Consider the following 25391-nt stretch of genomic DNA (forward strand, 5'->3'; position numbering starts at 1 on the left):
GCCCGCCCGGCCACGGCCGCCAGCCGCTCACCGACCACGATCACGGCGCCCCCGCCGCGCAGCGCCTCGGCCGCCGCGGCTCCGTCGCCGTCGAGTCCGACGCCGCCCGCGATCGCATCCAGCCACTCGGTCTCGGTGCCGGGGGCGGCGGGAAGCAACGTGCCGCCCGCCTTCGTGAGGCCGCGCGTGGCGTGCGAGGCGACGGCGAACGTGCGCTGTCCGTGCTTACGGTTCGCCTTGCGCAGCCGCAGGAAGACGCCGGGCGCCTCCTCCTCCGACTCGAACCCGACCAGCAGCACCGTCGGGGCCTTCTCCAGCGAGGTGTACGTGACACCCGTGCCGTCCAGATCCCGGCCGCGCCCGGCCACGCGGGCGGCCAGGAAGTCGGCCTCCTCGCTGCTGTGCACCCGGGCCCGGAAGTCGACGTCGTTCGTGTCCAGCGCGACCCGGGCGAACTTGCTGTACGCGTACGCGTCCTCGACGGTCAGCCGGCCGCCCGTGAGGACACCCGTCCGGCCGCGTGCGGCGGCGAGTCCGGCGGCCGCGGCGTCCAGCGCCTCGGGCCAGCTCGCCGGTTCCAGGACACCGTCCGCGTTGCGTACCAGGGGAGTGGTGAGCCGGTCCCGCTGTTGCGCGTAGCGGAAGCCGAAGCGGCCCTTGTCGCAGACCCACTCCTCGTTGACCTCGGGGTCGTTGGCGGCGAGCCGCCGCATGACCTTGCCGCGCCGGTGGTCGGTACGGGTCGCGCAGCCGCCCGCGCAGTGCTCGCACACCGACGGCGACGACACCAGGTCGAAGGGCCGGGAGCGGAACCGGTACGCCGCCGAGGTCAGCGCTCCGACCGGGCAGATCTGGATGGTGTTCCCGGAGAAGTACGACTCGAAGGGGTCGCCCTCGCCCGTGCCGACCTGCTGGAGCGCACCGCGCTCCAGGAGCTCGATCATCGGGTCGCCCGCCACCTGGTTGGAGAACCGGGTGCAGCGCGCGCAGAGCACACACCGCTCACGGTCCAGCAGCACCTGGGTGGAGATCGGGACGGGCTTCTCGAACGTGCGCTTCTTGCCGTCGAAGCGGGAGTCGGCGCCGCCGTGCGACATCGCCTGGTTCTGCAGCGGGCACTCACCGCCCTTGTCGCAGACCGGGCAGTCCAGCGGGTGGTTGATGAGCAGCAGCTCCATCACACCCTTCTGCGCCTTCTCGGCGACGGGCGAGGTGAGCTGCGACCTCACCACCATGCCGTCGGTGCAGGTGATGGTGCAGGACGCCATCGGCTTGCGCTGACCCTCGACCTCGACGATGCACTGGCGGCAGGCGCCGGCCGGGTCGAGGAGCGGGTGGTCGCAGAAGCGCGGGATCTCGATGCCGAGGAGTTCGGCGGCCCGGATGACCAGGGTGCCCTTGGGCACGCTGATCTCGATGCCGTCGATCGTCAGCGTGACGAGGTCCTCGGGCGGAAGGGCCGCCTCGCCGCCCCCGGAGGGCGCACTCGTGGTGACTGTCATGCGTTCACCCCCTGGTGAGCGTTCTTGTCGTCGGCCCAGGCGGTCGACCTGGCGGGATCGAAGGGGCAGCCCCTGCCCGTGATGTGCTGCTCGTACTCCTCGCGGAAGTACTTCAGCGAGGAGAAGATCGGCGAGGCGGCGCCGTCACCGAGTGCGCAGAAGGACTTGCCGTTGATGTTGTCGGCGATGTCGTTCAGCTTGTCGAGGTCGGCCATCTGTCCCTTGCCGGCCTCGATGTCTCGGAGCAACTGGACCAGCCAGTAGGTGCCTTCGCGGCACGGTGTGCACTTGCCGCAGGACTCATGGGCGTAGAACTCGGTCCAGCGGGTGACGGCCCGCACCACGCAGGTCGTCTCGTCGAAGCACTGGAGCGCCTTGGTGCCGAGCATGGAACCCGCGGCGCCGACACCCTCGTAGTCGAGTGGCACATCGAGGTGCTCGTCGGTGAACATCGGGGTCGAGGAGCCGCCCGGGGTCCAGAACTTCAGCCGGTGGCCGGTGCGCATGCCGCCGCTCATGTCGAGCAGCTGGCGCAGCGTGATGCCGAGCGGGGCCTCGTACTGGCCGGGGCTCGCGACATGCCCGCTGAGCGAATACAGCGTGAAGCCCGGGGACTTCTCGCTGCCCATCGACTTGAACCAGTCCTTGCCCCGGTTCAGGATCGCGGGAACCGAGGCGATGGACTCGACGTTGTTCACCACAGTGGGGCAGGCGTACAGACCGGCGATCGCGGGGAAGGGAGGTCGCAGCCGGGGCTGGCCGCGTCGCCCTTCGAGCGAGTCGAGCAGCGCGGTCTCCTCACCGCAGATGTACGCGCCCGCGCCCGCGTGCACGGTGAGTTCCAGGTCGAGCCCCGAGCCCAGGATGTTCGTCCCGAGGAAGCCCGCCTCGTACGCCTCGCGCACGGCCTCGTGCAACCGCCGCAGTACGGGGACGACTTCACCGCGCAGATAGATGAACGCATGCGAGGAACGGATCGCGTAGCAGGCGATCACGATGCCCTCGATGAGGCTGTGCGGGTTGGCGAAGAGGAGTGGGATGTCCTTGCAGGTCCCGGGCTCCGACTCGTCGGCGTTGACCACCAGATAATGCGGTTTGCCGTCGCCCTGCGGGATGAACTGCCACTTCATGCCGGTGGGGAAGCCCGCGCCTCCGCGGCCGCGCAGACCGGAGTCCTTGACGTAGGCGATGAGGTCGTCCGGCGACATGGCGAGGGCCTTGCGCAGACCCTCGTACCCCTCGTGACGCCGGTAGGTCTCCAGGGTCCAGGATTGCGGCTGGTCCCAGAAGGCGGAGAGGACGGGGACGAGCAGCTTCTCGGGGCTGCCCCCGCTGCCGTTGTCGTTGATTTCGGTTGCCAACGTCATCACTCTCCCTCCTCGCCTGTCGGGCCGGACGGGTGCTCCGGGTCCTGCGGGGCATCGGCGTGCCCCGACTCACCCCGCGGGGCGACGACCCTCGGGTGCGGCTCCTCGCCCCTGGCGAGCCGGAGGCCGACCAGCGAGGCGGGGCCCGCGCCGCCGGACGCCTCGACGGCGCCCGGGCGCTCGTCGGGGAAGCCGGCCAGAATCCGGGACGTCTCCTTGTACGAGCACAGGGGCGCGCCACGGGTGGGTTCGACGGTGCGCCCGGCGATCAGGTCGTCGACCAGGCGCATCGCGCTCTCGGGCGTCTGGTTGTCGAAGAACTCCCAGTTGACCATCACCACGGGAGCGAAGTCGCAGGCCGCGTTGCACTCGATGTGTTCGAGGGTGACCTTGCCGTCCTCGGTCGTCTCGTCGTTGCCGACGCCGAGGTGTTCCTTGAGCCGGTCGAAGATGGCGTCTCCGCCCATCACCGCGCACAGCGTGTTGGTGCAGACACCGACCTGGTAGTCACCGCTCGGCTTGCGCCGGTACATCGTGTAGAAGGTGGCGACCGCGGTGACCTCGGCGGTGGTGAGGCCGAGCAGCTCGGCGCAGAACGCCATGCCCGTACGGGAGACGTAGCCCTCCTCGGACTGCACCAGGTGCAGCAGCGGAAGCAGCGCGGAGCGGCTGCCAGGGTAGCGGGCGATCACCTCCTTCGCGTCCGCTTCGAGCCTGGCGCGCACCTCGGCCGGGTAGGCGGGGGCGGGGAGCTGCGGCATCCCCAGACTGACTTCCTGACGTGTTTCGGTCACCGGTCGACGCCTCCCATCACGGGGTCGATGGACGCGACGGCGACGATGACGTCGGCGACCTGGCCGCCCTCGCACATCGCCGCCATGGCCTGCAGATTGGTGAAGGACGGGTCGCGGAAGTGGACCCGGTAGGGGCGGGTGCCCCCGTCCGAGACGACATGGACGCCGAGCTCGCCCTTGGGCGACTCGACGGCGGTGTACGTCTGTCCGGCCGGGACGCGGAAGCCCTCGGTCACCAGCTTGAAGTGGTGGATCAGGGCCTCCATGGAGGTGCCCATGATCTTCTTGATGTGGTCGAGCGAGTTGCCGAGCCCGTCCGGACCGAGCGCGAGCTGAGCCGGCCAGGCGATCTTCTTGTCGGCGACCATCACCGGCCCGGGGGCGAGCCGGTCGATGCACTGCTCGACGATCCGCAGCGACTGGCGCATCTCCTCGAGCCGGATGAGGAAGCGGCCGTAGGCGTCGCAGCTGTCGGCGGTGGGGACGTCGAACTCGTAGTTCTCGTATCCGCAGTAGGGGTCCGTCTTGCGCAGGTCGTGCGGGAGTCCGGCGGAGCGCAGGATCGGGCCGGTGGCGCCGAGTGCCATGCAGCCGGTCAGGTCGAGATAGCCGACGTCCTGCATACGGGCCTTGAAGATCGGGTTGCCGGTGGCGAGCTTGTCGTACTCCGGCAGGTTCTTCTTCATGGTCTTCACGAACTCGCGGAGCTGGTCGATCGCGCCGGGCGGCAGGTCCTGGGCGAGTCCGCCGGGCCGGATGAACGCATGGTTCATCCGCAGGCCGGTGATCAGCTCGAAGAGGTCGAGAACGAGTTCACGATCACGGAAGCCGTAGATCATGATCGTGGTGGCGCCGAGCTCCATGCCGCCGGTGGCGATGCACACCAGGTGCGAGGAGATCCGGTTGAGCTCCATCAGGAGCACGCGCAGGATGCTGGCCCGGTCGGGGATCTGGTCCTCGATGCCGAGGAGCTTCTCGACGCCCAGGCAGTACGCCGCCTCGTTGAAGAACGGCGTCAGGTAATCCATACGCGTCACGAAGGTGGTGCCCTGGGTCCAGTTCCGGAATTCGAGGTTCTTCTCGATGCCGGTGTGGAGGTAGCCGATGCCGCAGCGGGCCTCGGTGACGGTCTCGCCGTCGATCTCCAGGATCAGCCGCAGCACCCCGTGCGTGGACGGGTGCTGGGGGCCCATGTTGACGATGATGCGCTCGTCGTCGGACTTGACCGCCGACTCGACGACCTCGTCCCAGTCGCCGCCGGTGACTGTATATACAGTCCCCTCGGTCGTGGCCCTGGGTGTCGCGTGGGGAGTAGTCATCAGGAGTACGACCTCCGCTGGTCCGGAGCCGGGATCTGGGCGCCCTTGTACTCGACGGCGATGCCCCCGAGCGGGTAGTCCTTACGCTGCGGGAAGCCCTGCCAGTCGTCCGGCATCATGATCCGGGTGAGGGCGGGGTGCCCGTCGAAGACGAGCCCGAAGAAGTCGTATGCCTCACGCTCGTGCCAGTCATTGGTCGGGTAGACCTCGACGAGGGACGGGATGTGCGGATCGTTGTCCGGGGCCGACACCTCCAGGCGGATCAGCCGGCCGTGCGTGATCGAGCGCAGGTGGTAGACGGCGTGCAGTTCCCGGCCCTTGTCGCCGAGGAAGTGGACGCCGCTCACCCCCGTACAGAGCTCGAAGCGCAGCGCCGGGTCGTCGCGCAGGGTCCGGGCGACCCGGACGAGGTGCTCCCGGGCGATGTGGAAGGTGAGTTCGCCGCGATCGACGACGGTCTTCTCGATGGCGTTCTCGGGAAGCAGGTCCTGTTCCTCCAGGGCCCCTTCGAGCTCGTCGGCCAGCTCGTCGAACCAGCCGCCGTACGGGCGGGACGTTGCGCCCGGCAGCGCCACCGTGCGGACGAGGCCGCCGTAGCCGGTGGTGTCGCCGCCGTTGTTGGCGCCGAACATGCCCTTGCGTACGCCGATGACCTCGCCGGTCTCGTCGCGCGGCGCGGGTACACCGTTGTTGTTCTGCTGGTCGTGGTTCTGGTTCTCACTCACCGCAGGAGCCCCTTCATCTCGATCAGGGGCAGTGCCTTGAGCGCCGCGTCCTCCGCCTCGCGGGCGGCCTCCTCCGCGTTGACCCCGAGCTTGGAGCTCTGGATCTTCTGGTGGAGCTTGAGGATCGCGTCCATCAGCATCTCGGGCCGCGGCGGGCAGCCCGGCAAGTAGATATCAACCGGGACAATATGATCAACACCCTGAACAATGGCGTAATTGTTGAACATCCCGCCCGATGATGCACAAACTCCCATGGAGATGACCCACTTGGGGTTCGGCATCTGGTCGTAGACCTGCCGCAGGACGGGCGCCATCTTCTGACTGACCCGCCCCGCCACGATCATCAGATCCGCCTGTCGCGGCGATCCGCGGAAGACCTCCATCCCGAAACGGGCCAGGTCGTAACGCCCGGCTCCGGTCGTCATCATCTCGATGGCGCAGCAGGCGAGGCCGAAGGTGGCAGGGAAGACGGAGGACTTCCGCACCCAGCCGGCGGCCTGCTCGACAGTGGTCAGCACGAAGCCGCTGGGCAGCTTCTCTTCGAGTCCCATGGTGTGCCCCTCAGCCCCTCAGTCCCATTCCAGGCCGCCGCGACGCCACACATACGCGTAGGCGACGAAGACGGTGAGCACGAAGAGCAGCATCTCCACGAGCCCGAAGATCCCCAGGGCGTCGAAGGTGACCGCCCAGGGATAGAGGAAGACGATCTCGATGTCGAAGACGATGAAGAGCATCGCCGTCAGGTAGTACTTGATGGGGAAGCGGCCGCCTCCGGCTGGAGTGGGGGTGGGTTCGATACCGCACTCGTACGCTTCGAGCTTTGCTCGGTTGTACCGCTTTGGGCCGATTAGCGTGGCCATGACCACGGAGAAGATCGCAAACCCTGCCCCGAGGGCGCCGAGCACGAGGATGGGCGCGTAGGCATTCACGCTCCTCGCTCCTTCCAGTCGTCCTTGACCGTTGGACCGCATCGGGCGATTCGGCTCGCCACCCCACCAAGATCGTGCACATGTGAGGCAGTTCACAAGCCCGACTGCCCCGCATCCTATGCCCGCCGTCCTGTGATCTGCGACACGGGGTACGACAACGAGTTTGTGATCTCCACCACCCGGCGAAGAGCCACGAAGCCGCCTCAGCGGTGATCTTCGTACGCAAAGCGGCCGGGTGATCACGAGACGTGACATTCGATGTTGTCTGTGCTGGTCAGGAAGGTGTTTCCCTAACAATCAGATACCCGCTCGGGCAAATTGGCAATGGACGGCCCGAGAGTGATAAGGGGGCCCGTCCCGCTCTGAGCTCACCCGCGCGGGGGGTCTCCGGGGAGCGAAGTGGACGTGTGCACACATTCACGATCTTCCGGATGAACGGACGGCCACCCGGGATCCGACGCCGCCTCAGATGCCCGGCGCGCCCACATGCCCACACCGCAGCCACGCTGTGACCTGCGTCACTCCATCCGGGCTTCAATAAAAGCGGGCTTGGCCATCGGTGTAAACGGATGGTAAGCGGCGGGCAATTCGGGCGTATTACCGAAAGCCCGTGATCACAGCGGTGATCAAGCGTGCCCGGTTTGCCCGTTACGGCGTCAATAAGGGTCACCGGAAAGCGGATTCACAGATTCCGGACGTAACTGTGTCGCAACACACGTTTCTTGATGGGAGCCCCGGCGCCCTGATAGCGCTAGTACTCATGTCCCACACCGCTCACATACCCAGCCACCGGAAGCCCCGCCGAAACGCGCCGAAGACGGCGCTGCGGGCCGGAGTTGCCGGTGGCGTCCTCAGCACCATCGCGGTCGCAGCCGCTGCCGGTCCCGCCCAGGCCGAGCCGGTGACCCAGACCATCGAGATGCCCACCATCACCGCCGGGCTCTCCACCGCCGTCGCCGCGTCCGCCGAGGCCACGCAGCAGGTCGCCCAGGACCTGCAGACGCAGGCCCAGGAGGACGCCGCAGCCGCCACCGCGGCCAAGACCGCCAAGAAGGCCAAGGCCGAGGCGGTCCGCAAGGCAGAGGCCAAGAAGAAGGCGGAGGCGGCCGCCAAGGCCAAGGCGGAAGCCGCCGAGCGCGCTTCCCGCACCGCCGCCCGTACGACGCTCAGCGCGTCCTCCGGCTCCTCCGCCGGCACCGGCGTGGCCTCGGCCTCCTCTTCCTCTTCCTCCTCGTCGAGCGCCACCGGCTCCGCCGCGTCCGTCATCTCGTTCGTGAAGGCCCAGGTCGGCGACGCGTACGTGTCCGGCGGCACCGGCCCCAACTCGTGGGACTGCTCCGGTCTCGTCCAGGCCGCGTTCCGTTCGGTCGGCGTCGACCTGCCGCGTGTCTCGCAGGCCCAGTCCACCGCGGGCACCCAGGTCTCCCTGAGCAACCTCCAGCCGGGCGACATCCTGTACTGGGGCGGCGCGGGCAGCGCGTACCACGTCGGGGTCTACGTGGGCGGCGGCCAGTTCGTCGGCGCGCAGAACTCCAGCACCGGTGTGGTGCAGCGTCCGCTCTCCTACGACCCGCCGTCGGGTGCGGTCCGCGTTCTCTGATTCCGCGGAGTCCACCGAGCCCACCGGGTCCGGCGAGTTCTCGAATTCACAAGCGCCTTCTCGGCGCGCGGCGAAGGGCCGTCACTCCCCCGCTCGGGAGCGACGGCCCTTCGCCGTTTCCGGCCCCGGCCCGCCCGGACCACCCCGGACCGCCATGGACCCGCCGAAATGCGACATCGCCCCCGGCAGGCGTCGTTGACGTCGCGAACCTGCCGGACACCGTCCACCGCCGCCTGTGAACTGGGGTGAACAGCCCTCTCGTCACCGAGCACAGGACGGCGCCCGCCATGACCACCGCAGCCACCACCCCCTCCGAACAGGCCGCCGCCCCGCCCCGCACTCCCCTGCGCGGCCGGGTCGCCGTCGTCACCGTGACGCTGGGCATCTTCTCGATCGTCACCACCGAGATCCTGCCCATCGGTCTGCTGACGTCGATCGGGTCCGACTTCGCCGTCTCGGACGGCACGGCGGGCCTGATGATGACCATGCCCGGACTCCTCGCAGCGGTCTCGGCCCCTTTGGTCACCGTGGTGACGGCCCGCGTCGACCGGCGGGTGATGCTCTGCGCCTTCATGCTCCTGCTGGCCCTGGCCGACTTCCTCACGGCCGCCGCGACGGACTACCGCCTCGTCCTGGTCTCCCGGGTGATGGTCGGGATCACCATCGGCGGCTTCTGGTCCATCGGGGCCGGACTGGCCGGGCGGCTGGTCCCCCCGGCATCGGCCGGCCGGGCGACAGCGGTGATCTTCTCGGCGGTCCCGCTGGGCTCCGTGCTCGGCGTCCCCGCCGGTATGTTCATCGGCGGCGTGACCGGCTGGCGGACGGCATTCGTCGTCATGGGGGTGCTGACCGTGGGCGTACTGGCCCTGATGCTCCTGGTGATTCCGGCCCTGCCCCCGACGCAGGTCACCCGCGCGAGCGTGCTCCGTACCGTGCTCGGCCGGACCGGAACCCGGTTCGCACTGCTCCTCACCTTCCTCATCGTCCTGTCCCACTTCGCCACGTATACCTACGTAACTCCGTTTCTGGAACAGGTCACCCGCGCCGACCCGGCGCTGATCACGGTGTTCCTGCTCGTCTACGGCACCGCCGGCATCGTCGGCAACTTCGCCGGCGGCTCACTTGTGTCGCGCCGTCCGCGCACCGCGATCTGCCTCGCCGCGGGAATGATCGCCGCCGCGACGGCGCTGCTCCCGGTCCTGGGCAGGTGGGAGGCCGGAGCCGTCGCGCTGCTGGTCGTCTGGGGTGTCGCCTACGGTGCGGTACCGGTCTGCTCACAGGCGTGGTTCGCCAGGGCCGCCCCCGACGCGCCCGAAGCGGCGTCCGTCCTCTTCACCACGTCCTTCCAGGCGACCCTCGCCATCGGCGCCCTGGCGGGCGGGGCCGCCCTCGACCGCCTGTCCGTGTCGGCGGTCATGCTGCTGGGCGGCGCGACCGCGGCTCTTGTGGTGGTCGTGGCGGTCGTGACGGGGACAGGTTCGGGACGCCTCGGCGTCCGGGCGCGGCGAGGGTGACCACACCGTGGCCAGGTGGGGAGAACCCCACCATGGCACGCAGTGCTGGCACCCCAATGAATTCGGGTGGCCGCTTCACTGCCCGTATCGCCCGCTGACTGCACGATGATTGCATGCAGCAAACGCACGCTCATTCGCCCGGTCGCGGTCGCGATTCCTTCATAGACGTCATCAGGGCACTCTGCGTGCTGGCGGTGATTTCCCAGCACTGGCTCATGCCCGTACTGGCCTATGGGGATGGGCATTTGAGCGCCGGAAACGCTCTTGCGAGTCCCGGCTGGTGGATTGTCACATGGCTGACGCAGGTCATGCCCATGGTGTTCTTCGCCGGCGGAGCCGCCAATTTCTTCTCGTTCCGAACGGCGAAATCGGTGCGCACCTGGCTGAGGAGCAGAATTGCGCGTCTCCTGATGCCGGTCATACCCCTGGCAGCCGTGTGGCTGCTGCTGCCCCACGCGTTGATAGCCGCGGGGGTGCCTCAGCAACCGGTGCTGATGGCGGGCAAAATAGCCGGGCAGCTGCTCTGGTTCCTCGCCGTCTACGTGCTCGTGGTCGCGCTCACGCCGGTGATGTTCAGGTGGTACCGCCGGTACGGATGGCGTGTGATCGGCGTACTCGCCGTCTGCGCCCTGGTCGTCGATGTGCTGCGCTTCGAGGTCAGCCCCGCGATCGGTTTCCTGAACGCCCTGTTCGTCTGGCTGGCAGCCCACCAGTTCGGCTTCCACTACGCCGACGGCGGCCTGCGCATGCGGAGCAGGTGGACATCGGCGGGTCTGGCCGCCGTCGGCTTCGGACTCACCGCAGCCGCTGTGTTCTTCGGGCCCTACCCGGCGTCCATGATCGGAATGCCCGGGGCCCCGGTCTCCAACATGAGCCCTCCGACCGCGGTGATGATGACGCTGACGATCGGCCAGCTCGGACTCTGGCTGACACTCAAGCCGGCCATGACGCGGTTCGCCGAACGTCCGCTGGCCACCGCCTTCCTGCAATGGTGCGGAACCCGCTTCATGACCCTGTACCTCTGGCACATGCCCGCGCTCGTGATGACGGCGGGAATCGCAATGGTCGGACTCGGCTTCGCGACACCGACGCCCGGCAGCCCGATGTGGTTCGCGGTGGCACCGCTGTGGGTCGGCGTTTCGGGATTCTTCCTGGTGTGCTTCACCAGAATTTTCGGCCGGTTCGAATTCCGTCGCCGTTCCGGTGGGGCATCGGATATGAGCCTCGGCAAGGTCGTTCTCGCGGCCGTGCTTTCCGCAGGCGGCCTCCTCGGACTTGCCGCGCAGGGGTTCATTTCCCCCGGAAACCCGCTCGGTCCGGTGCTCTGGGTACTGCTGGTGCTGGCAGGGCTGCTCGTCGTACGGGAGAAGAACTCCCCGAGGGCCGTTGTCGCGCACAGCTCTCGCACCGTGCCCGTTCAGTCGGCTGTGCGCCATGAAGGTGCCCGGGTTCTCTCCCGGCAGGGCAGCGGATGAGGACCTCGCACCCCTCGTGCGGGTCGGGGGGCCTCAGAGTCCGGAGGCGGCGAGGGTGAACCACACCGTCTTCGAGTGCGGCGACCGCGCCCCGTACGCGGTGGTCCCCCACCGGGCGGCGATCCCGTCCACGAGGACGAGTCCCCGGCCGCCCTCGTCCGCACCGGCCTCCGGCCCGGGAGCGCGCGGGGGCGGTGGTGCGGGCAGGCGGCCGGGTTCGTCGTCCGTCACGTACACCGTCACCTGCCGGTGATTGACGGTGACCTCCACCCGGACCTGCGGCGAGTCCGTATGGCAGTACGCGTTGGAGACGACCTCGCTCGCACAGAGCCGGGCGTCGTCGACGAGGCGTGGGTGCCCCGTGGCCCACAGCACGGTCGCCACGAAGTCCCGCACGATCTTGGGGGCGGTGGGGGCGTTCGGCACGACGAGCCGGTATCGCTCGCCGCGTTGAGGGAGGTAGGGGACGGGTGATGGCGGAGCGGTTACGGGGGTCATGGCGCGGTCTCCCTGCGTGAGGCGGTCTCCGGGGGCGTCGTGCGGTGGGCGCGGTCCGTGGCATTGGCCGGGTCCTGCGAGCTTTCAACTCGCTTGCGGACGGCTGCACTTCGGGCCCCTGACGCTTTTGAGCGTCGCCCACTGGGACCATAGGGCGCAGGAAAGCCCAGTAGCAAGATTGCCCCCGCTACTTCACGCGATCGGGTGGACCGGGACAGCCGCACCACGCAAGACTGCGCGGGGACGAAGGATGGTGACATGCCACCGAGGGACAACCCGACCGCACGCCAAACACGCTTGGGCTGCGAACTGAGGAAGCTGCGCGAGCAGGCCGGCAGGACCGCTCGTGAGGCCGCCGGACTCATCTCGACCGATCAGGCGAAGATCAGTCACATGGAAGCGGGCCGCATCGGCATCAGCGAGGCGCGAATCCGTCGCCTGGCCAGCTTCTACGCATGTGACGACGCCCCGCTGATCGAGGCGCTGTGCGCCATATCGCGGGAGTACCGAGGCCAGTTCTGGTGGGATGAGTACCGCGGCGTACTGGCACCGGGATTTCTGAACATCGCGGAGCTGGAACACCACGCGAGCCATATGCGCTGCCTCCAGTCCGTGACGCTGCCGGGACTGATCCAGACGCCGCAGTACGCGCGGGCGCTGTTCGAGGGAGTACTGCCCAAGCTGCCCGAGGACGAGGTGGAGGCGAGGGTCGAGCACCGCATGCGCAGGCAGGCCGTGCTCGACCGCGAGAAGCCACCGAAGTTCGACGTCATCGTCCACGAGGCCGGCCTCCGCATGCGGGTCGGCGGCCGCGAGGTCGCGCGCGGCCAGTTGGTGCGCCTCCTGGAGGCGGCAGACAGACCGGACGTGACCGTGCGCGTGATCCCGTTCGCCAGCGAGAAGTTCGTCGAGGTGACACAGACCGTGCTGTACGCGGGCGGGGAAACGCCGCAGCTGGACACTGTCCACATCGACGCCCCGTTCGGAGGCGTCCAGCTGGACGTCGTGGCCGATCTGAACCGGTACCGCATGCAACTCGACTTCGCCCAGCGGGTCAGCCTCGCCCCCGAGGAGTCGCGGAGCTTCATTCACCACATCACGCGAGACCTGTGATAATCCGCAGCATGAGCGCAGACATCGAGTGGCAGAAGTCGTCGTTCTCCGGTGGCGGCGGAGAGCAGTGCGTCGAGGTGGCGCGGCACGCCGAGGAGATCCTGGTGCGCGAGAGCGACGACCCGCGCGTGGTGACCAGGACGAGCCGCAGCAAGTTCGCCGCGTTCATCCAGGGCGTCAAAGCGGGCGAGTTCGACCACTTCGTCCAGTAACGCCTTCCCGCCTGCCTCAGGAGAGTCCCCGCCCGGACAGGGCGGGGACTCTCCTGCCATTTGGGCCAACTATGCCCCGGGGCATAGTTGCGCCACGCTTTCTCGTAGCGCTACCGTCACACTGCGTCGCCAGAACGGCGGATCCACTCACCCCGCCGTGCCGCGCGACGCCACACCTCCCCCTGCTCTCGCGCCATCCAGCGCGCCCGCTGCGATCGGACGGTCGACGATGCGTACGTCCCTCACCCCCTTACAGCCGGTCGTCGAACGCGGCTACCGGTTCGAGGCCCTCCGCTACGGCCCCGCCACCGGCTTCGTCCCCGAGCCGATCGACCTGCGTATCCTGGCCACGCCCCAAGAGGCCGTCCGCGCCATCCGGATCCAGCTCCGGGCGAACCATCTCTTCGGCCTCACGCCGCGCGAACTGATCCGCGCCCACTACTGGTCGGACCAGGGCGGCTGGGTGCAGGCCCTGGGGGCCCTCCACCGCGGCGAACCCTGCGGGTTCACGCTCATGCTGCGGGGCGGCCGGCACATCGAATGGCACGTCCGCCCGCTGACGTACGTATCGCTCGATGCCCGCACCCACCACCGTCCCGCCCCACACCCCGTCGCACAGAAAAACGTATGAGTTAGGCTCGCCAGGGCGCAGCGAGGGCATCGATCGGGCTCAGGTATCGGCCCGCTGGGCCGGAATGTGAGGCCGCCCGTGCGGGACTACTTGCTCATGCTGTTCATCACGGCGGCCGTGACCCATATCCTGACCGGCCCCGTACGGAAGTTCGCGATCTCGGTCGGCGCGATGCCCGAGATCCGGGCACGGGACGTCCATCGTGAACCCACTCCGCGCCTCGGTGGCGTGGCCATGTTCGGCGGGCTGGTGGCCGGACTGCTGGTCGCCTCCCACCTGCCGCACCTGGAGGAGATCTTCACCCAGAGCTCGACGCCGCGGGCGCTTCTGTCCGGCGCCGCACTCATCTGGCTGCTGGGCGTCCTGGACGACAAATGGGGCGTCGACTCGCTGGTCAAGCTCGGCGGTCAGGTGCTCGCCGCCGGGGTGATGGCATTCCAGGGGCTGACGATTCTCTGGCTCCCGGTGCCGGGCACCGACGGGATCTACCTCTCCGACTGGCAGGGCACGCTGCTGACCGTGGGGCTGATCGTCGTCTCCATCAACGCGGTCAACTTCGTCGACGGGCTCGACGGGCTGGCCGCCGGCACGGTGGGCATCGCGGCGACGGCGTTCTTCCTGTACGCCTACCGGCTCTGGTACGGCTACGGGATCGAGGCCGCCGCGTCCACCACGCTGATCTCCGCGATCCTGGCGGGCATGTGCCTCGGCTTCCTGGTCCACAACTCGCATCCGGCCCGGATCTTCATGGGTGACTCGGGCTCCATGCTGCTCGGCCTGCTCATCGCCGGATGCGCGGTCTCGGTGACGGGCGAGGTCGACCCGAGCCTCCTCAACCAGTCCCTGGACGGCAGGTCCGGGTCGGCCGCGATGGTGCCGGTCTACATTCCGCTGATGCTGCCGCTGTCCGTCATCGCGCTGCCCGTCGCGGACCTCGTGCTCGCCGTCATAAGGCGTACGTGGAACGGAATGTCCCCCTTCGCCGCCGACAAGGGCCACCTCCACCACCGCCTGCTCCAGCTCGGCCACTCGCACCGCCGGGCCGTACTGCTCATGTACTTCTGGTCGGCGCTGTTCTCGTTCGGGATCGTGGCCTATTCGGCGCGGGGCGCCAAGTCCTGGATGCTCTTCGGGGTCGCGTTCGTCTGCGCGGTGGGCCTGATCCTGCTGCTCCAGCCCCGCTACGAATCCGGCCTCACCCGCCGACTGCTGCGACGCGGGCCCAGGGGCCGGGTGGTCGCCACCGGCGGAAAGCGCACCGAGTCCGACGAGGAACGCCGGGTGTCGGTCAGGTGAGCGCGGTGCCCGGCCCGCCGGGCACCGCACCCGATCACGTAGCCCTCTTCCCCCGAGCGCGGCATAGTGATCAACATGATCGGACGCCTGTTCTCTCTCGTCATCGACTGCCCTGACCCATCCGAGCTCGCGAGCTTCTACGAGAGCCTGCTGTCGCTGTCGAGAGTGGAAGACACGACTGACTACGTAGTACTCAGGAGCACGACAGGCACCGAGATCGTGACCTTCCAGCGCGTCGGCGACTTCCGGTCGCCACGGTGGCGCGACCCCGATCGTCCGGCCCAGATGCATGTCGATGTGATGGTCGACGACTTGGACCTCGCCGAGCCGAAGGTGCTCGCCCTGGGCGCCACGTTGCTCGAAGGGTCGGACAAGCCGATCGGCTATCGCGTATACGCAGACCCAGTTGGGCACCCCTTCTGCCTCCTCACGCGCGAAAGTGTGATGCCCAGCGAATAGCAACACCCATCGCACGGTCCTCTTCGTCAGCCTGCGCGGCAAGCTCGGCGACACCGAACTCGGCGATGTCGCACGGAAGTACTTCGGGGTCGGGCAGGAGTGGCACGTGGGGGTCCCGTCGTACGACGGCTCGGTGCCGGTGCCCAAGGACGAGACGGAACCGGTCCACGATGCGGCCGGTCGCGCCCTCCCGGCCGCTCACCGGCTCAGGCCTTCGGGGCCACCTTCGACAGCCCGTTGATGATGCGGTCCATCGCGTCGCCGCCCGTCGGGTCGGTGAGGTTGGCGAGCATCTTCAGCGTGAACTTCATCAGCAGCGGGTGCGTCAGGCCGCGCTGGGTGGCGACCTTCATGACCTTCGGATTGCCGATCAGCTTCACGAAGGCGCGGCCCATCGTGTAGTAGCCGCCGTAGGTCTCCTTGAGCACCTTCGGGTAGTTGTTCAGCGCCAGTTCGCGCTGGGCCGGGGTCGCGCGGGCGTGGGCCTGAACGATGACGTCGGCGGCGATCTGGCCCGACTCCATGGCGTACGCGATGCCTTCGCCGTTGAACGGGTTGACCATGCCGCCCGCGTCACCGACGAGCAGCAGGCCCTTGGTGTAGTGCGGCTGGCGGTTGAAGGCCATCGGGAGGGCGGCACCGCGGATCGGTGTCGTCATGTTCTCCGGGGTGTAGCCCCAGTCCTCCGGCATGGACGCGCACCAGGCCTTGAGGACCTCGCGCCAGTCCAGCTCCTTGAAGGCGGAGGAGGAGTTGAGGATGCCGAGGCCGACGTTGGACGTGCCGTCACCCATGCCGAAGATCCAGCCGTAGCCGGGCAGGAGCCGGTCCTGGGGGCCTCGGCGGTCCCACAGCTCCAGCCAGGACTCCAGGTAGTCGTCGTCGTGGCGGGGCGAGGTGAAGTACGTCCGCACGGCCACGCCCATCGGGCGGTCCTCACGGCGGTGCAGGCCCATGGCGAGCGACAGCCGGGTGGAGTTGCCGTCGGCGGCGACGACGAGCGGGGCGTGGAAGGTGACCGGGGTCTTCTCCTCGCCGAGCTTCGCGTTGACGCCGGTGATGCGGCCGGTTCGGTCATCGACGATCGGGGCGCCGGCATTGCAGCGCTCGTACAGCCGCGCGCCCGCCTTCTGCGCCTGGCGGGCCAGCTGCTCGTCGAAGTCGTCGCGCTTGCGGACCAGTCCGTAGTCCGGGTACGAGGCGAGATCGGGCCAGTCCAGCTGGAGGCGGACGCCGCCGCCGATGATGCGCAGGCCCTTGTTGCGCAGCCAGCCGGCCTCTTCGGAGATGTCGATGCCCATGGAGACGAGCTGCTTGGTGGCGCGCGGGGTGAGTCCGTCGCCGCAGACCTTCTCGCGGGGGAAGGCCGTCTTCTCCAGGAGCAGAACGTCCAGTCCGGCCTTGGCGAGGTAGTACGCGGTCGTGGAGCCGGCCGGGCCTGCCCCGACGACGATCACATCCGCGCTGTGTTCGGAGAGGGGCTGCTCGGTCACGGTCGGATCTCCCGAAGACTCGAAATCGCGTGCCGCGCGGCACCTGTCCCGTGCAGTCTATGGGGGCCTGCTGATCGACCTTCCGAAGGGCTCCCCGATGTCGACCGGTCGATCGCCGTGGCCCGGCGGCTGGGGATGGAGCGGGCGGAGCGCTTCACGACTCCGCGGCAGGGCCGGGAAGTGGTCTGCTTCCGGCTGGGCCTGACTCCGTGACGGCGGGGCCGGTCGATGTCGTCGGGGGACCGGACGGACGGGGCGATGCCGAAACCGTCCGGTTCCCGTCGACGGGATTCACCGGAGTGTTGCTTCAGGTCCGTACGCCCCGGTGCAGTGCCACCACACCACCGGTGAGATTGCGCCAGGCGACCTTCGACCAGCCGGCCCGCTGGAGCTTCGCCGCAAGTCCGGCCTGGTCGGGCCAGGCGCGGATGGACTCGGCGAGATAGACGTACGCGTCGGGGTTGGACGACACCGCGCGCGCGACCGGCGGCAGTGCCCGCATCAGGTACTCGGTGTACACCGTGCGGAACGGCGTCCAGGTCGGCTGCGAGAACTCGCAGATCACGACCCGGCCGCCCGGCTTCGTCACCCGGTACAGCTCGCGCAGCGCCGCATCCGTGTCCTGGACGTTGCGCAGCCCGAAGGAGATGGTCACCGCGTCGAAGGTCTCGTCGCGGAACGGCAGTCTGGTGGCGTCGCCCGCGGTGAAGGGGAGCCAGGAGTTGCGCTTCTTGCCTTCCTGCAGCATGCCGAGGGAGAAGTCGCAGGGCACGACGTACGCGCCCGTCGCGGCGAAGGGCAGCGAGGACGTCGCCGTGCCCGCGGCCAGGTCGAGGACCTTCTCCGCGGGTCGGGCGTGCACCGCCTTCGCGACCTCCTTGCGCCACAGCCGGGCCTGGCCGAGCGACAGCACATCGTTGGTGAGGTCGTAGTTCGCCGCCACGTCGTCGAACATCGTGGCGACTTCGTGCGGCTGCTTGTCCAGGGAGGCTCGGGTCACCCACCCATTCAAGCAGCCCGGACCGCGGTGCTTCGCGCCGGTCGCGAGTCGGCCCCGGATGGACTGAACCAATCGGGTCCACCGACAGTCAGTACAGAAGGGAACACAGAACACAGAGCCATCGGGAACCAGGGGGGAGCCCAGATGTCCGCACAGGGGGCACGTCGGCGGCTACGGCCGGAACGCGGCCGGAAAGGGCTGTTCGTCGCTGTTGTCGTCCCGGCGGCGCTGATCTGCGCCGCCGCGGTGGTGGGGCCCCGGTGGAGCACCGACGCCGAGGGGAAGACGGCCGCACCGTCCGCGTCCGGGACCTCGTCGGACATCGGCACGTTCACCGTCGCCCGCGCAGGTGCCTCGGACACCGGCAAGGGCAACGCCTACCGGGTCGAGGTGGAGGACGGTTCGGGCGTCGACCCCGACCGTGCCGCCGCCGAGATCGCCCGCATCCTGGCCGCGCCACGGGGCTGGTCGCACCACGGCGAGCACACCTTCCGCCAGGTGACCCACGGTCCGGCGGGACTGGTCATCCGTATCGCCACCCCCAGGACCACCGACGCCATCTGCGGGCGGGGCGGCCTGGACACCCACGGCGAGGTCAACTGCCGGGTCGGCGCCGATGTCATGGTCAACCTCAAGCGCTGGCAGCAGGGATCACCCGAATTCCACGGTCCCCTCGCCGACTACCGGGCCCTCATCATCAACCACGAGGTCGGACACTGGCTGGGCCACGGCCACGAGACCTGCCCGGGCAAGGGCCGCCCCGCCCCCGCGATGATGCAGCAGATCTACGGGCTGAAGGGGTGCGTCTCCAACCCCTGGCCGTACGACGCCAAGGGGCATTACCTGGGCGGCCCGTCGGTGCCGTGACGGATCCCCCGAACGGCCGGACAGACCTCAGCTGCGACGGAAGACCAGCCGCCCGCCGAGCACCGTCGCCGTGCAGCTCCCGGCGCCCGCGGTGCGCAGCGCCACCAGGTCCCGTACGCCGAACACCGCAAGATCCGCGGGCCCTCCGACGGCCAGTACCGCCGCGAACGCATCGGCCGGTTCCGGTACGGACGCCAACGGGTCGAGGGAAACGGGTTCGGGTGCCGGTCCCGGGGGATGGACACGCAGTCCCGAGCGGGCGACCGCCGTGCGCACGGCGGGGCGGGTGAAGGGACCCCGGACGGCGGTCGTGCCGTGCCGCAGCATCCGTTGCAGCCCACGCCGGGCGCTCGCGCCCCAGCGGGCGTCGTCCATGCCGAGTGCGGTGAGCGCGTCACCGGTGAGCGGGTCGCCGCCGAGCTCGTCCGCCTCGCGCGGATCCGGGTGGTAGTCGGCCTCCAGCAGCGCCGGTGCCCCCGCGTTCAGCAGCCCCGGGGTGATCAGGCCGGACCACCGCCGGACCCGGGCCTGCGGGCGGGCGGCGGTCAGCTCCCCGTATGTACCGATGGCGACGACCACACCGCCGTCCACAGCCACGGAGTCCGCCCCGTCCGGGGCGCCGTGCACCGCGTCGGCGGCATGAACCGTCAGCAAAGCGGCCTCAGTTGGCGTTCAGGAGCTTCAGCTCCGGATGGGCCGTGCCGCCCTCGATCGCAGTGGACGAGATGTGCGAGACGACGCGCTCGTCGACCGGGTCGTTCGCCGGGTCGTCGTGGACGACGAGGTGCTCGTACGTCGTGGCGCGCTGCGCCGGTACGCGGCCCGCCTTGCGGATCAGGTCGATGATCTCCAGGCGGTTGGAGCGGTGCTTGGCACCGGCCGAGGAGACGACGTTCTCCTCCAGCATGATCGAGCCGAGGTCGTCGGCCCCGTAGTGCAGCGACAGCTGGCCGACCTCCTTGCCGGTGGTCAGCCAGGAGCCCTGGATGTGCGCGACGTTGTCGAGGAAGATGCGGGCGATGGCGATCATCCGCAGGTACTCGAAGAGCGTCGCCTGCGTCCGGCCCTTCAGGTGGTTGTTCTCCGGCTGGTACGTGTACGGGATGAACGCGCGGAAGCCACCCGTGCGGTCCTGTACGTCGCGGATCATCCGCAGGTGCTCGATGCGCTCGGCGTTGGTCTCGCCGGTGCCCATCAGCATGGTGGAGGTGGACTCGACACCGAGGCGGTGCGCGGCCTCCATGATCTCCAGCCAGCGCTCACCGGACTCCTTGAGCGGGGCGATCGCCTTGCGCGGCCTGGCCGGCAGCAGCTCGGCGCCCGCCCCGGCGAAGGAGTCGAGACCGGCGGCGTGGATGCGCTGGATGGCCTCCTCGACGGAGACCTTGGAGATCCGGGCCATGTGCTCGACCTCGGAGGCGCCGAGCGAGTGGATGACGAGCTGCGGGAACGCCTTCTTGATGGCGGAGAAGTGCTCCTCGTAGTACTCGACGCCGTAGTCCGGGTGGTGCCCGCCCTGGAACATGATCTGCGTACCGCCGAGTTCGACGGTCTCCGCGCAGCGCCGCAGGATGTCGTCGAGGTCGCGGGACCAGCCCTTGGCGGTGTCCTTGGGCGCGGCGTAGAAGGCGCAGAACTTGCAGGCCGTGACGCACACGTTCGTGTAATTGATGTTGCGCTCGATGATGTACGTCGCGATGTGTTCCGTACCGGCGTAACGGCGTCGGCGTACGGCGTCGGCGGCCGCCCCCAGTGCGTGCAGCGGCGCCGACCGGTAGAGGTCGAGGGCCTCCTCCGGAGTGATCCGACCGCCTTCGGCGGCTCGGTCGAGGATGGGCTGGAGGTCGGCCTTCTCGGTCACCGGGCTGTCACCTTTCGGCGGTTTTTCAACGGATCTACGGACCGGTTCACCCTACGCCAGCCCCTGTCGGGGTCAGCTGCCGGACCGGGTGAGCGTGCCGTACGGACGTCCCGCGCCGCTCTCCTCCGACCGGAAGCGGAGGGTGCCGTCGGCGGCGCGCGTGAAGTGGACGTCGGTGGTGGTGGAGGTGCAGAGGGTCGGGTCGCCGGGGCGTTCCGGGTCGGCGCGCTCCCGGAGCGTCAGTTCCTTGTCGGTGCCGGACGAGAGGCTGGCGACGCTGTTGCAGCGGACGGTCACTCCGAGAGCGCTGACCTCCGTGGTCATACGGACCACGTCCGCGCCCTTCTTCCCCTCGGTGAACACGGCGGTGAGCATGCCGTGCGACTGCCCGGAGGTCTTCTCGGTGATCGGGCCCTTCCATGTGCCGATGAACGCCTTCGGGAGCTCGCTGATCTGTTCCGGGCCACCCGTACCCGAGCCCGAGGGCTGCGACGGCTGCCCGGAGGGCGTGGCGGCCGGCGGGGTGTGGCCGACACCGCCGTTCTCGGCGGTGTCGCTGCCACTGCCTCCCGGCATCAGATCGAAGAGGTACGCACTGCCCACGGTCACGGCGGCGAGGGCGCCCGCCACGGCGAGGGCGACGGTGCAGCTCAGCCTCCGGCCGCGGTTCGCATCGGGGCGGGGCGGGGCGGAGTCCGCGCTGACGGTGACGGAGAAACGGGGGTCGGGCGTACGTCGCCCGGGCAGCCCGGACGACCCGGTCGACCCCGCCGGCCCGGCCGTACCGGCGGTCGCGGGCCATGAGGGCGGCCCGTTCGGCCGGGGCGGCCGGGTCGGTTCATGCGACGGGAACGGCTCGATCGGCGGACCGAACCCACCGCCCGCACCACCCCCGCCGTTCGCGCCCCACGCCGCACTGCTGAACGGCACCGGCCCCGACTGCACCGGCGCGTCCTGCGGCTCCAGGTCCAGCAGTGCGACCGCCGCCCGGCTGACCTCGCGCACCAGAGGTCCCGGCAGCCAGCCCGCCGCCACGAGCGCCGCCGCCCCGCCCGGCGCCAGCTGCCGGGCCAGCTCCGTGGGGGTCGGCCGGTCCTCCGGGTCCTTCGCCAGGCACCCGGCGACGACGTCCCGCAGCTCCCCCTCCAGCTCCCCCAGCTCGGGCTCCTCGTGCACCACCTTGTAGAGCAGTACGGCGGAGGAGTCGCCGAGGAAGGGGGCGGTACCGGTCGCCGCGTACGCGAGCACCGCGCCGAGCGAGAAGACATCGGCCGCGCCCGAGATGTCCACGCCCCGGATCTGCTCGGGTGCCATGTAGCCCGGCGAGCCGACGGAGACCCCGGTGGAGGTGAGCGAGGCGGTGGCACCGATGGCGTGGGCGATTCCGAAGTCGATCAGCCGGGGGCCGTCGAGGGCGAGCAGCACGTTGGACGGCTTCACATCGCGGTGGATGAGGCCCTGCTGGTGCACCGCGGCCAGTGCCTCCCCGAGTCCGGCACCCAGCGTCCGCACCGCGTGCTCGGGCAGCGGCCCGTGCTCGGCGACCGCGGTGGACAGCGGGGGCCCGGCCACATAGCCGGTGGCGACCCAGGGAATGGGGGCGTCCGGGTCGGCGTCCAGGACGGGCGCTGTCCACTGCGCACCGATCCGCCGTGCCGCGTCCACCTCCCGCCGGAAGCGGGCCCGGAACTGCTCGTCGAGAGCGAAGTGGGGGTGCACGACCTTGACCGCGACGGTACGTCCGCCCGCGCTGCGCCCGAGATAGACCCGGCCCATTCCGCCCGCACCGAGCCTGCCGAGCAGTCGGTAGGCACCGATGGTCAGCGGTTCGCCGGCTTCGAGCGGCTGCATGTGGACTCCCCCTGTGGACCGGCCGGACCTCCGACCGAAGCCTAGGGGCGAAGGTCATCGGGTCACAGAGGAAACCATCCGCCGATTTCACCCTTAAGGGAACGAACAACGGCTTTCGACACAACAAAAGGCGTGAATGCGTCGTTCACCCGAGCGATTCCGGAACACGACCGGGACTCTCCCCGGACACCATCCGGGAATCGGCCGTTCGACGCGTATTAACCCGAATCGATAGCCGGACCGGGAGAAGAGGTGAGAGCGGGCGCGGGAAGAGATATCAACCGCAGAGGTACAGGATTCCCCTATAGCCCCGGCCATTCCCGCGCACGGCGTACTCGGCGCACATCCGGCGTCCCGCCCCCGCCCCGCCCGCCCGGTCAGCCGCCGAGCAGCTCGACCTTCACGTCCGCCGGGAAGCCGGTCGTCGGACCGACCCGGCGCGCGAACTCCTGTACGCCCGCCAGCTGGTCCGGGCCGAAGCGGAAGTCCAGGGTCGTGAAGTACCGCTCCAGCACCTCCGCGTCGAAGGCCTCCCAGCGCGCCGCCTGCTCCGCGACCTTGGTGACCTCCTCCAGGGAGACGTCCCGCGAGGCCAGGAAGGCCTCGTGCACCTTGCTCACGTGGTGGGGCTCGGCCGCCAGATAGTCCTTGCGGGCCGCCCAGACCGCGAAGACGAACGGCAGCCCGGTCCAGTCCTTCCACATCTGGCCCAGGTCGTGGACCTGGAGACCGAGCCGGGGTGCGTCGTGCAGGTTGGCGCGCAGCGCGGCGTCGCCGATCAGCACGGCGGCGTCCGCCTCCTGCATCATCACGCCGAGGTCCGGCGGGCAGGTGTAGTAGTCCGGGCTGACCCCGTACCGCTCGGCGAGCAGCAGTTGGGCCAGACGCACGGAGGTGCGCGAGGTCGAACCGAGCGCCACCCGGGCCCGGTCCAGCTGGTCGAGCGGCACCTGCGACACGATCACGCACGACATGACGGGCCCGTCGCAGCCCACCGCGATGTCCGGGAAGGCCACCAGTTCGTCGGCGTTGCGGAGGAACTCCACCAGCGTGACCGGGCCGATGTCCAGATCGCCCCTGATCAGCTGCTCGCTGAGCTTCTCCGGGGTGTCCTTCGAGAGCTCCAGGTCGAGCAGGGTTCCGGTTCTCGCCAGTCCCCAGTACAGGGGGAGGCAGTTCAGGAACTGGATGTGGCCGACGCGCGGCCGACTGCGACGGTCGTCGCCTGCGACGATTGAGACGGTTGAATTGTCCACATCGCGAGGCTAGACCCGTGGCACCGCCCGGACGGCACCGGGTGCGCGGGGCGTCACCCGATCCCGCTCCCGGGGGCGCCTCGACACCGCCCCGGGGAGTGCGCCAAAGCCCTCCCCCGTACCGCCTGAAGAGGCCTCCGCAACACCCTCCGGGACACCCACTTCGTCAGCTCATCGGCACAGCTATCAAACATCCGAGTGAAGTGATCTTTCCCTCTACCCCTCCGTACACACTGCGTGCTAGGCTCGACGCAAGTTGCAGTTTGGTTTCCCTTGCAGTACAGAGCCTGCGGAGCATGTAACCCGCAGGCTTTTGTAGTTTTCAGACTTCTTTGCAGGTTCTGGAGCAGGGCAACCCTTTGGCCCAAGGAGGGCTTATGGCTACCGGAACCGTCAAGTGGTTCAACGCTGAAAAGGGCTTCGGCTTCATCGCCCAGGACGGCGGCGGCCCGGATGTCTTCGTCCACTACTCCGCGATCAACGCGTCCGGGTTCCGCTCCCTCGAGGAGAACCAGGTCGTGAACTTCGACGTCACTCAGGGACCCAAGGGTCCGCAGGCTGAGAACGTCACCCCGGCCTAGTTGCCCGGGTCGGCCGATCGCGGCCGGCTAGTAGTACCCAAGGAGCCCCGCTCCTCCGCCTCGGCGGGGAACGGGGCTCCTGCCTTTTCTCCCGCCCTGTCCCCTCTCGGCGGCATCGAGGCGCGGCATCGGGACGCTGCGATGCTTGACCTTGACACCGTGTGAAGCATTGCAGTGGGAGACATCATGTTCACCATCGGAGACTTCGCCCGGTACGGACGGGTGTCGGCCCGGATGCTGCGCCACTACGACGCCATCGGGCTCCTGCACCCCGACCGCACCGACCCCGCCACCGGTTACCGCTTCTACGGGGCCGCCCAGCTCGCACGCCTCAACCGCATCATCGCGCTCAAGGATCTCGGCTTCACGCTCCAGCAGGTGCAGGTCATCCTCGACGAGCAGGTGGGGTCAAAGGAGCTGCGCGGGATGCTGCGGCTGCGGCGGGCGGAGCTGGAGGAGGCCATGGCGGCTGCGGCCGCACGGCTGGCGCAGGTCGAGGCGAGGCTCCGGTCGATCGAGAGCGAGGGACGCATGTCTGTGGACGATGTCATGGTCAAGAGTGTTGCCGCGGTACGGGTGGCCGAGCTGACCGGCACCGCGGCGGGCTACGAACCGGAGGACATCACTCCGGTGATCGGCCCGCTGTACGACCGGCTCTTCCCGCTGCTGGGCACGGTGGGCGTCAGCCCGAGCGGCCCCGGGATCGCACACTACGAAGATGCTCCGGAGGGGGGCGGCGCGGTCGTCGTCCACGCCGGGGTGACGGTCTCCGCCCCGGTGGGCCCGCTCGGCGACACCGGGATCAAGGTGGTCGAGCTGCCCCCGTTCGAGGCGGCGACCATTGTCCACCGGGGCTCGATGGACGGCGTCCTGCCGACGGCCCAGACCCTGGCCCGCTGGATCGACGCCAACGGCTACCGGTCCGCGGGATACGCCCGTGAGATCAGCCTGGAGTGCCCCGAGGACCGGGACAAGTGGGTGACGGAACTCCAGGAGCCGGTCACCAGGGCCTGATCCCCCTCGGACGCCCATGGGCCGGAGGAACGTG

The 25391-nt window shown here is 69.2% G+C and carries 25 protein-coding genes and 1 pseudogene; 12 read left to right on the forward strand and 14 right to left on the reverse strand.

The window, feature by feature from the left end; genetic code table 11:
- The 7 genes from GA0115254_RS08045 to GA0115254_RS08075 form a co-directional block, all read right to left on the reverse strand.
- A partial coding sequence (locus GA0115254_RS08045) for an NADH-quinone oxidoreductase subunit G (RefSeq protein WP_141720779.1) occupies positions 1-1502 on the reverse strand: 1502 nt, incomplete at its 3' end.
- On the reverse strand, positions 1499-2869 hold the full coding sequence (gene nuoF, locus GA0115254_RS08050) for an NADH-quinone oxidoreductase subunit NuoF (protein WP_093894601.1): 1371 nt from the start codon (positions 2867-2869) through the stop codon (positions 1499-1501). The genes GA0115254_RS08045 and nuoF, both read right to left, overlap by 4 nt.
- Positions 2869-3630, reverse strand: a complete 762-nt coding sequence (gene nuoE, locus GA0115254_RS08055; RefSeq protein WP_093894602.1) for an NADH-quinone oxidoreductase subunit NuoE — start codon at positions 3628-3630, stop codon at positions 2869-2871. The genes nuoF and nuoE overlap by 1 nt, the downstream gene beginning before the upstream one ends.
- A gap of 29 nt (positions 3631-3659) precedes the next feature.
- Positions 3660-4982 (reverse strand): NADH-quinone oxidoreductase subunit D, encoded by a 1323-nt coding sequence (locus GA0115254_RS08060; protein ID WP_093894603.1) that lies wholly within the window; start codon positions 4980-4982, stop codon positions 3660-3662.
- Entirely contained in the window at positions 4982-5707 is a 726-nt protein-coding gene (locus tag GA0115254_RS08065) for an NADH-quinone oxidoreductase subunit C (RefSeq protein ID WP_093894604.1), read from the reverse strand. Before GA0115254_RS08065 ends, GA0115254_RS08060 begins: the two co-directional genes overlap by 1 nt.
- Positions 5704-6258: a NuoB/complex I 20 kDa subunit family protein gene (locus GA0115254_RS08070; RefSeq protein ID WP_030975705.1), complete on the reverse strand. Its 555-nt coding sequence runs from the start codon at positions 6256-6258 to the stop codon at positions 5704-5706. The genes GA0115254_RS08065 and GA0115254_RS08070 overlap by 4 nt, the downstream gene beginning before the upstream one ends.
- Before the next feature lie 18 nt (positions 6259-6276).
- Positions 6277-6636, reverse strand: a complete 360-nt coding sequence (locus tag GA0115254_RS08075; protein WP_003992243.1) for an NADH-quinone oxidoreductase subunit A — start codon at positions 6634-6636, stop codon at positions 6277-6279.
- 760 nt (positions 6637-7396) lie between these two features.
- Here GA0115254_RS08075 and GA0115254_RS08080 point away from each other — a divergent pair.
- The 3 genes from GA0115254_RS08080 (at position 7397) to GA0115254_RS08090 (ending at position 11225) form a co-directional block, all read left to right on the forward strand.
- Complete coding sequence (locus GA0115254_RS08080) at positions 7397-8236, forward strand: C40 family peptidase (RefSeq protein ID WP_093894605.1); 840 nt, start codon at positions 7397-7399, stop codon at positions 8234-8236.
- A gap of 287 nt (positions 8237-8523) precedes the next feature.
- A complete protein-coding gene (locus GA0115254_RS08085) occupies positions 8524-9750 on the forward strand; it encodes an MFS transporter (RefSeq protein ID WP_093894606.1) in 1227 nt (408 codons plus the stop codon).
- A 113-nt stretch (positions 9751-9863) separates the two neighbouring features.
- Positions 9864-11225 carry an acyltransferase family protein gene (locus tag GA0115254_RS08090; protein ID WP_093894607.1) on the forward strand — a complete coding sequence of 454 codons (1362 nt, stop codon included), beginning with the start codon at positions 9864-9866 and terminating at the stop codon, positions 11223-11225.
- Positions 11226-11258: 33 nt separating this feature from the next.
- Here the strand turns inward: GA0115254_RS08090 and GA0115254_RS08095 are convergent, their stop codons facing one another.
- Positions 11259-11723, reverse strand: coding sequence for an ATP-binding protein (locus tag GA0115254_RS08095; RefSeq protein WP_093894608.1), 465 nt, complete (start codon positions 11721-11723; stop codon positions 11259-11261).
- 258 nt (positions 11724-11981) lie between these two features.
- On the opposite strand from GA0115254_RS08095, the gene GA0115254_RS08100 reads away from it, so the two are divergent.
- From GA0115254_RS08100 to GA0115254_RS08120, 5 genes are all read left to right on the forward strand, one after another.
- The gene (locus tag GA0115254_RS08100; RefSeq protein WP_093894609.1) at positions 11982-12836 is read left to right on the forward strand and encodes a helix-turn-helix domain-containing protein; all 855 of its coding nucleotides are present in this window, start codon (positions 11982-11984) and stop codon (positions 12834-12836) included.
- Positions 12837-12847: 11 nt separating this feature from the next.
- Positions 12848-13048 (forward strand): DUF397 domain-containing protein, encoded by a 201-nt coding sequence (locus tag GA0115254_RS08105; RefSeq protein WP_093894627.1) that lies wholly within the window; start codon positions 12848-12850, stop codon positions 13046-13048.
- A 229-nt stretch (positions 13049-13277) separates the two neighbouring features.
- Positions 13278-13679, forward strand: a complete 402-nt coding sequence (locus tag GA0115254_RS08110) for a hypothetical protein (RefSeq protein ID WP_093894610.1) — start codon at positions 13278-13280, stop codon at positions 13677-13679.
- Between the two features lie 78 nt (positions 13680-13757).
- On the forward strand, positions 13758-14975 hold the full coding sequence (locus tag GA0115254_RS08115) for an MraY family glycosyltransferase (RefSeq protein WP_093894611.1): 1218 nt from the start codon (positions 13758-13760) through the stop codon (positions 14973-14975).
- A 75-nt stretch (positions 14976-15050) separates the two neighbouring features.
- A complete protein-coding gene (locus tag GA0115254_RS08120; RefSeq protein WP_176740022.1) occupies positions 15051-15434 on the forward strand; it encodes a VOC family protein in 384 nt (127 codons plus the stop codon).
- Between the two features lie 206 nt (positions 15435-15640).
- Here the strand turns inward: GA0115254_RS08120 and GA0115254_RS08125 are convergent, their stop codons facing one another.
- A complete protein-coding gene (locus GA0115254_RS08125; protein WP_093894613.1) occupies positions 15641-16927 on the reverse strand; it encodes a geranylgeranyl reductase family protein in 1287 nt (428 codons plus the stop codon).
- Positions 16928-17020: 93 nt separating this feature from the next.
- On the opposite strand from GA0115254_RS08125, the pseudogene GA0115254_RS45710 reads away from it, so the two are divergent.
- Positions 17021-17140 (forward strand): annotated as a pseudogene (locus GA0115254_RS45710) (GNAT family N-acetyltransferase); the annotation flags it as partial.
- A 94-nt stretch (positions 17141-17234) separates the two neighbouring features.
- Here the strand turns inward: GA0115254_RS45710 and GA0115254_RS08130 are convergent.
- Positions 17235-17927 carry a demethylmenaquinone methyltransferase gene (locus tag GA0115254_RS08130; RefSeq protein ID WP_093894614.1) on the reverse strand — a complete coding sequence of 231 codons (693 nt, stop codon included), beginning with the start codon at positions 17925-17927 and terminating at the stop codon, positions 17235-17237.
- 144 nt (positions 17928-18071) lie between these two features.
- Between GA0115254_RS08130 and GA0115254_RS08135 the strand changes: the two genes are divergently transcribed.
- On the forward strand, positions 18072-18794 hold the full coding sequence (locus GA0115254_RS08135; RefSeq protein WP_256102444.1) for a DUF3152 domain-containing protein: 723 nt from the start codon (positions 18072-18074) through the stop codon (positions 18792-18794).
- A 27-nt stretch (positions 18795-18821) separates the two neighbouring features.
- Here GA0115254_RS08135 and GA0115254_RS08140 read toward each other — a convergent pair whose 3' ends face one another.
- The 4 genes from GA0115254_RS08140 to GA0115254_RS08155 form a co-directional block, all read right to left on the reverse strand.
- Positions 18822-19448: an amidohydrolase family protein gene (locus GA0115254_RS08140; protein WP_093894615.1), complete on the reverse strand. Its 627-nt coding sequence runs from the start codon at positions 19446-19448 to the stop codon at positions 18822-18824.
- 7 nt (positions 19449-19455) lie between these two features.
- Entirely contained in the window at positions 19456-20655 is a 1200-nt protein-coding gene (gene mqnC, locus GA0115254_RS08145; RefSeq protein WP_093894616.1) for a cyclic dehypoxanthinyl futalosine synthase, read from the reverse strand.
- Positions 20656-20727: 72 nt separating this feature from the next.
- A complete protein-coding gene (locus GA0115254_RS08150) occupies positions 20728-22506 on the reverse strand; it encodes a serine/threonine-protein kinase (RefSeq protein ID WP_093894617.1) in 1779 nt (592 codons plus the stop codon).
- Between the two features lie 377 nt (positions 22507-22883).
- On the reverse strand, positions 22884-23762 hold the full coding sequence (locus GA0115254_RS08155) for a menaquinone biosynthetic enzyme MqnA/MqnD family protein (protein WP_093894618.1): 879 nt from the start codon (positions 23760-23762) through the stop codon (positions 22884-22886).
- Between the two features lie 377 nt (positions 23763-24139).
- Between GA0115254_RS08155 and GA0115254_RS08165 the strand changes: the two genes are divergently transcribed.
- Both GA0115254_RS08165 and GA0115254_RS08170 read left to right on the forward strand, forming a co-directional pair.
- Entirely contained in the window at positions 24140-24343 is a 204-nt protein-coding gene (locus GA0115254_RS08165) for a cold-shock protein (RefSeq protein ID WP_003967102.1), read from the forward strand.
- Positions 24344-24529: 186 nt separating this feature from the next.
- Positions 24530-25357: a MerR family transcriptional regulator gene (locus GA0115254_RS08170; protein WP_093894629.1), complete on the forward strand. Its 828-nt coding sequence runs from the start codon at positions 24530-24532 to the stop codon at positions 25355-25357.
- The last annotated feature ends 34 nt before the right edge of the window (positions 25358-25391 follow it).

Source organism: Streptomyces sp. Ncost-T10-10d (assembly GCF_900091955.1).
Taxonomy (GTDB): Bacteria; Actinomycetota; Actinomycetes; order Streptomycetales; family Streptomycetaceae; genus Streptomyces.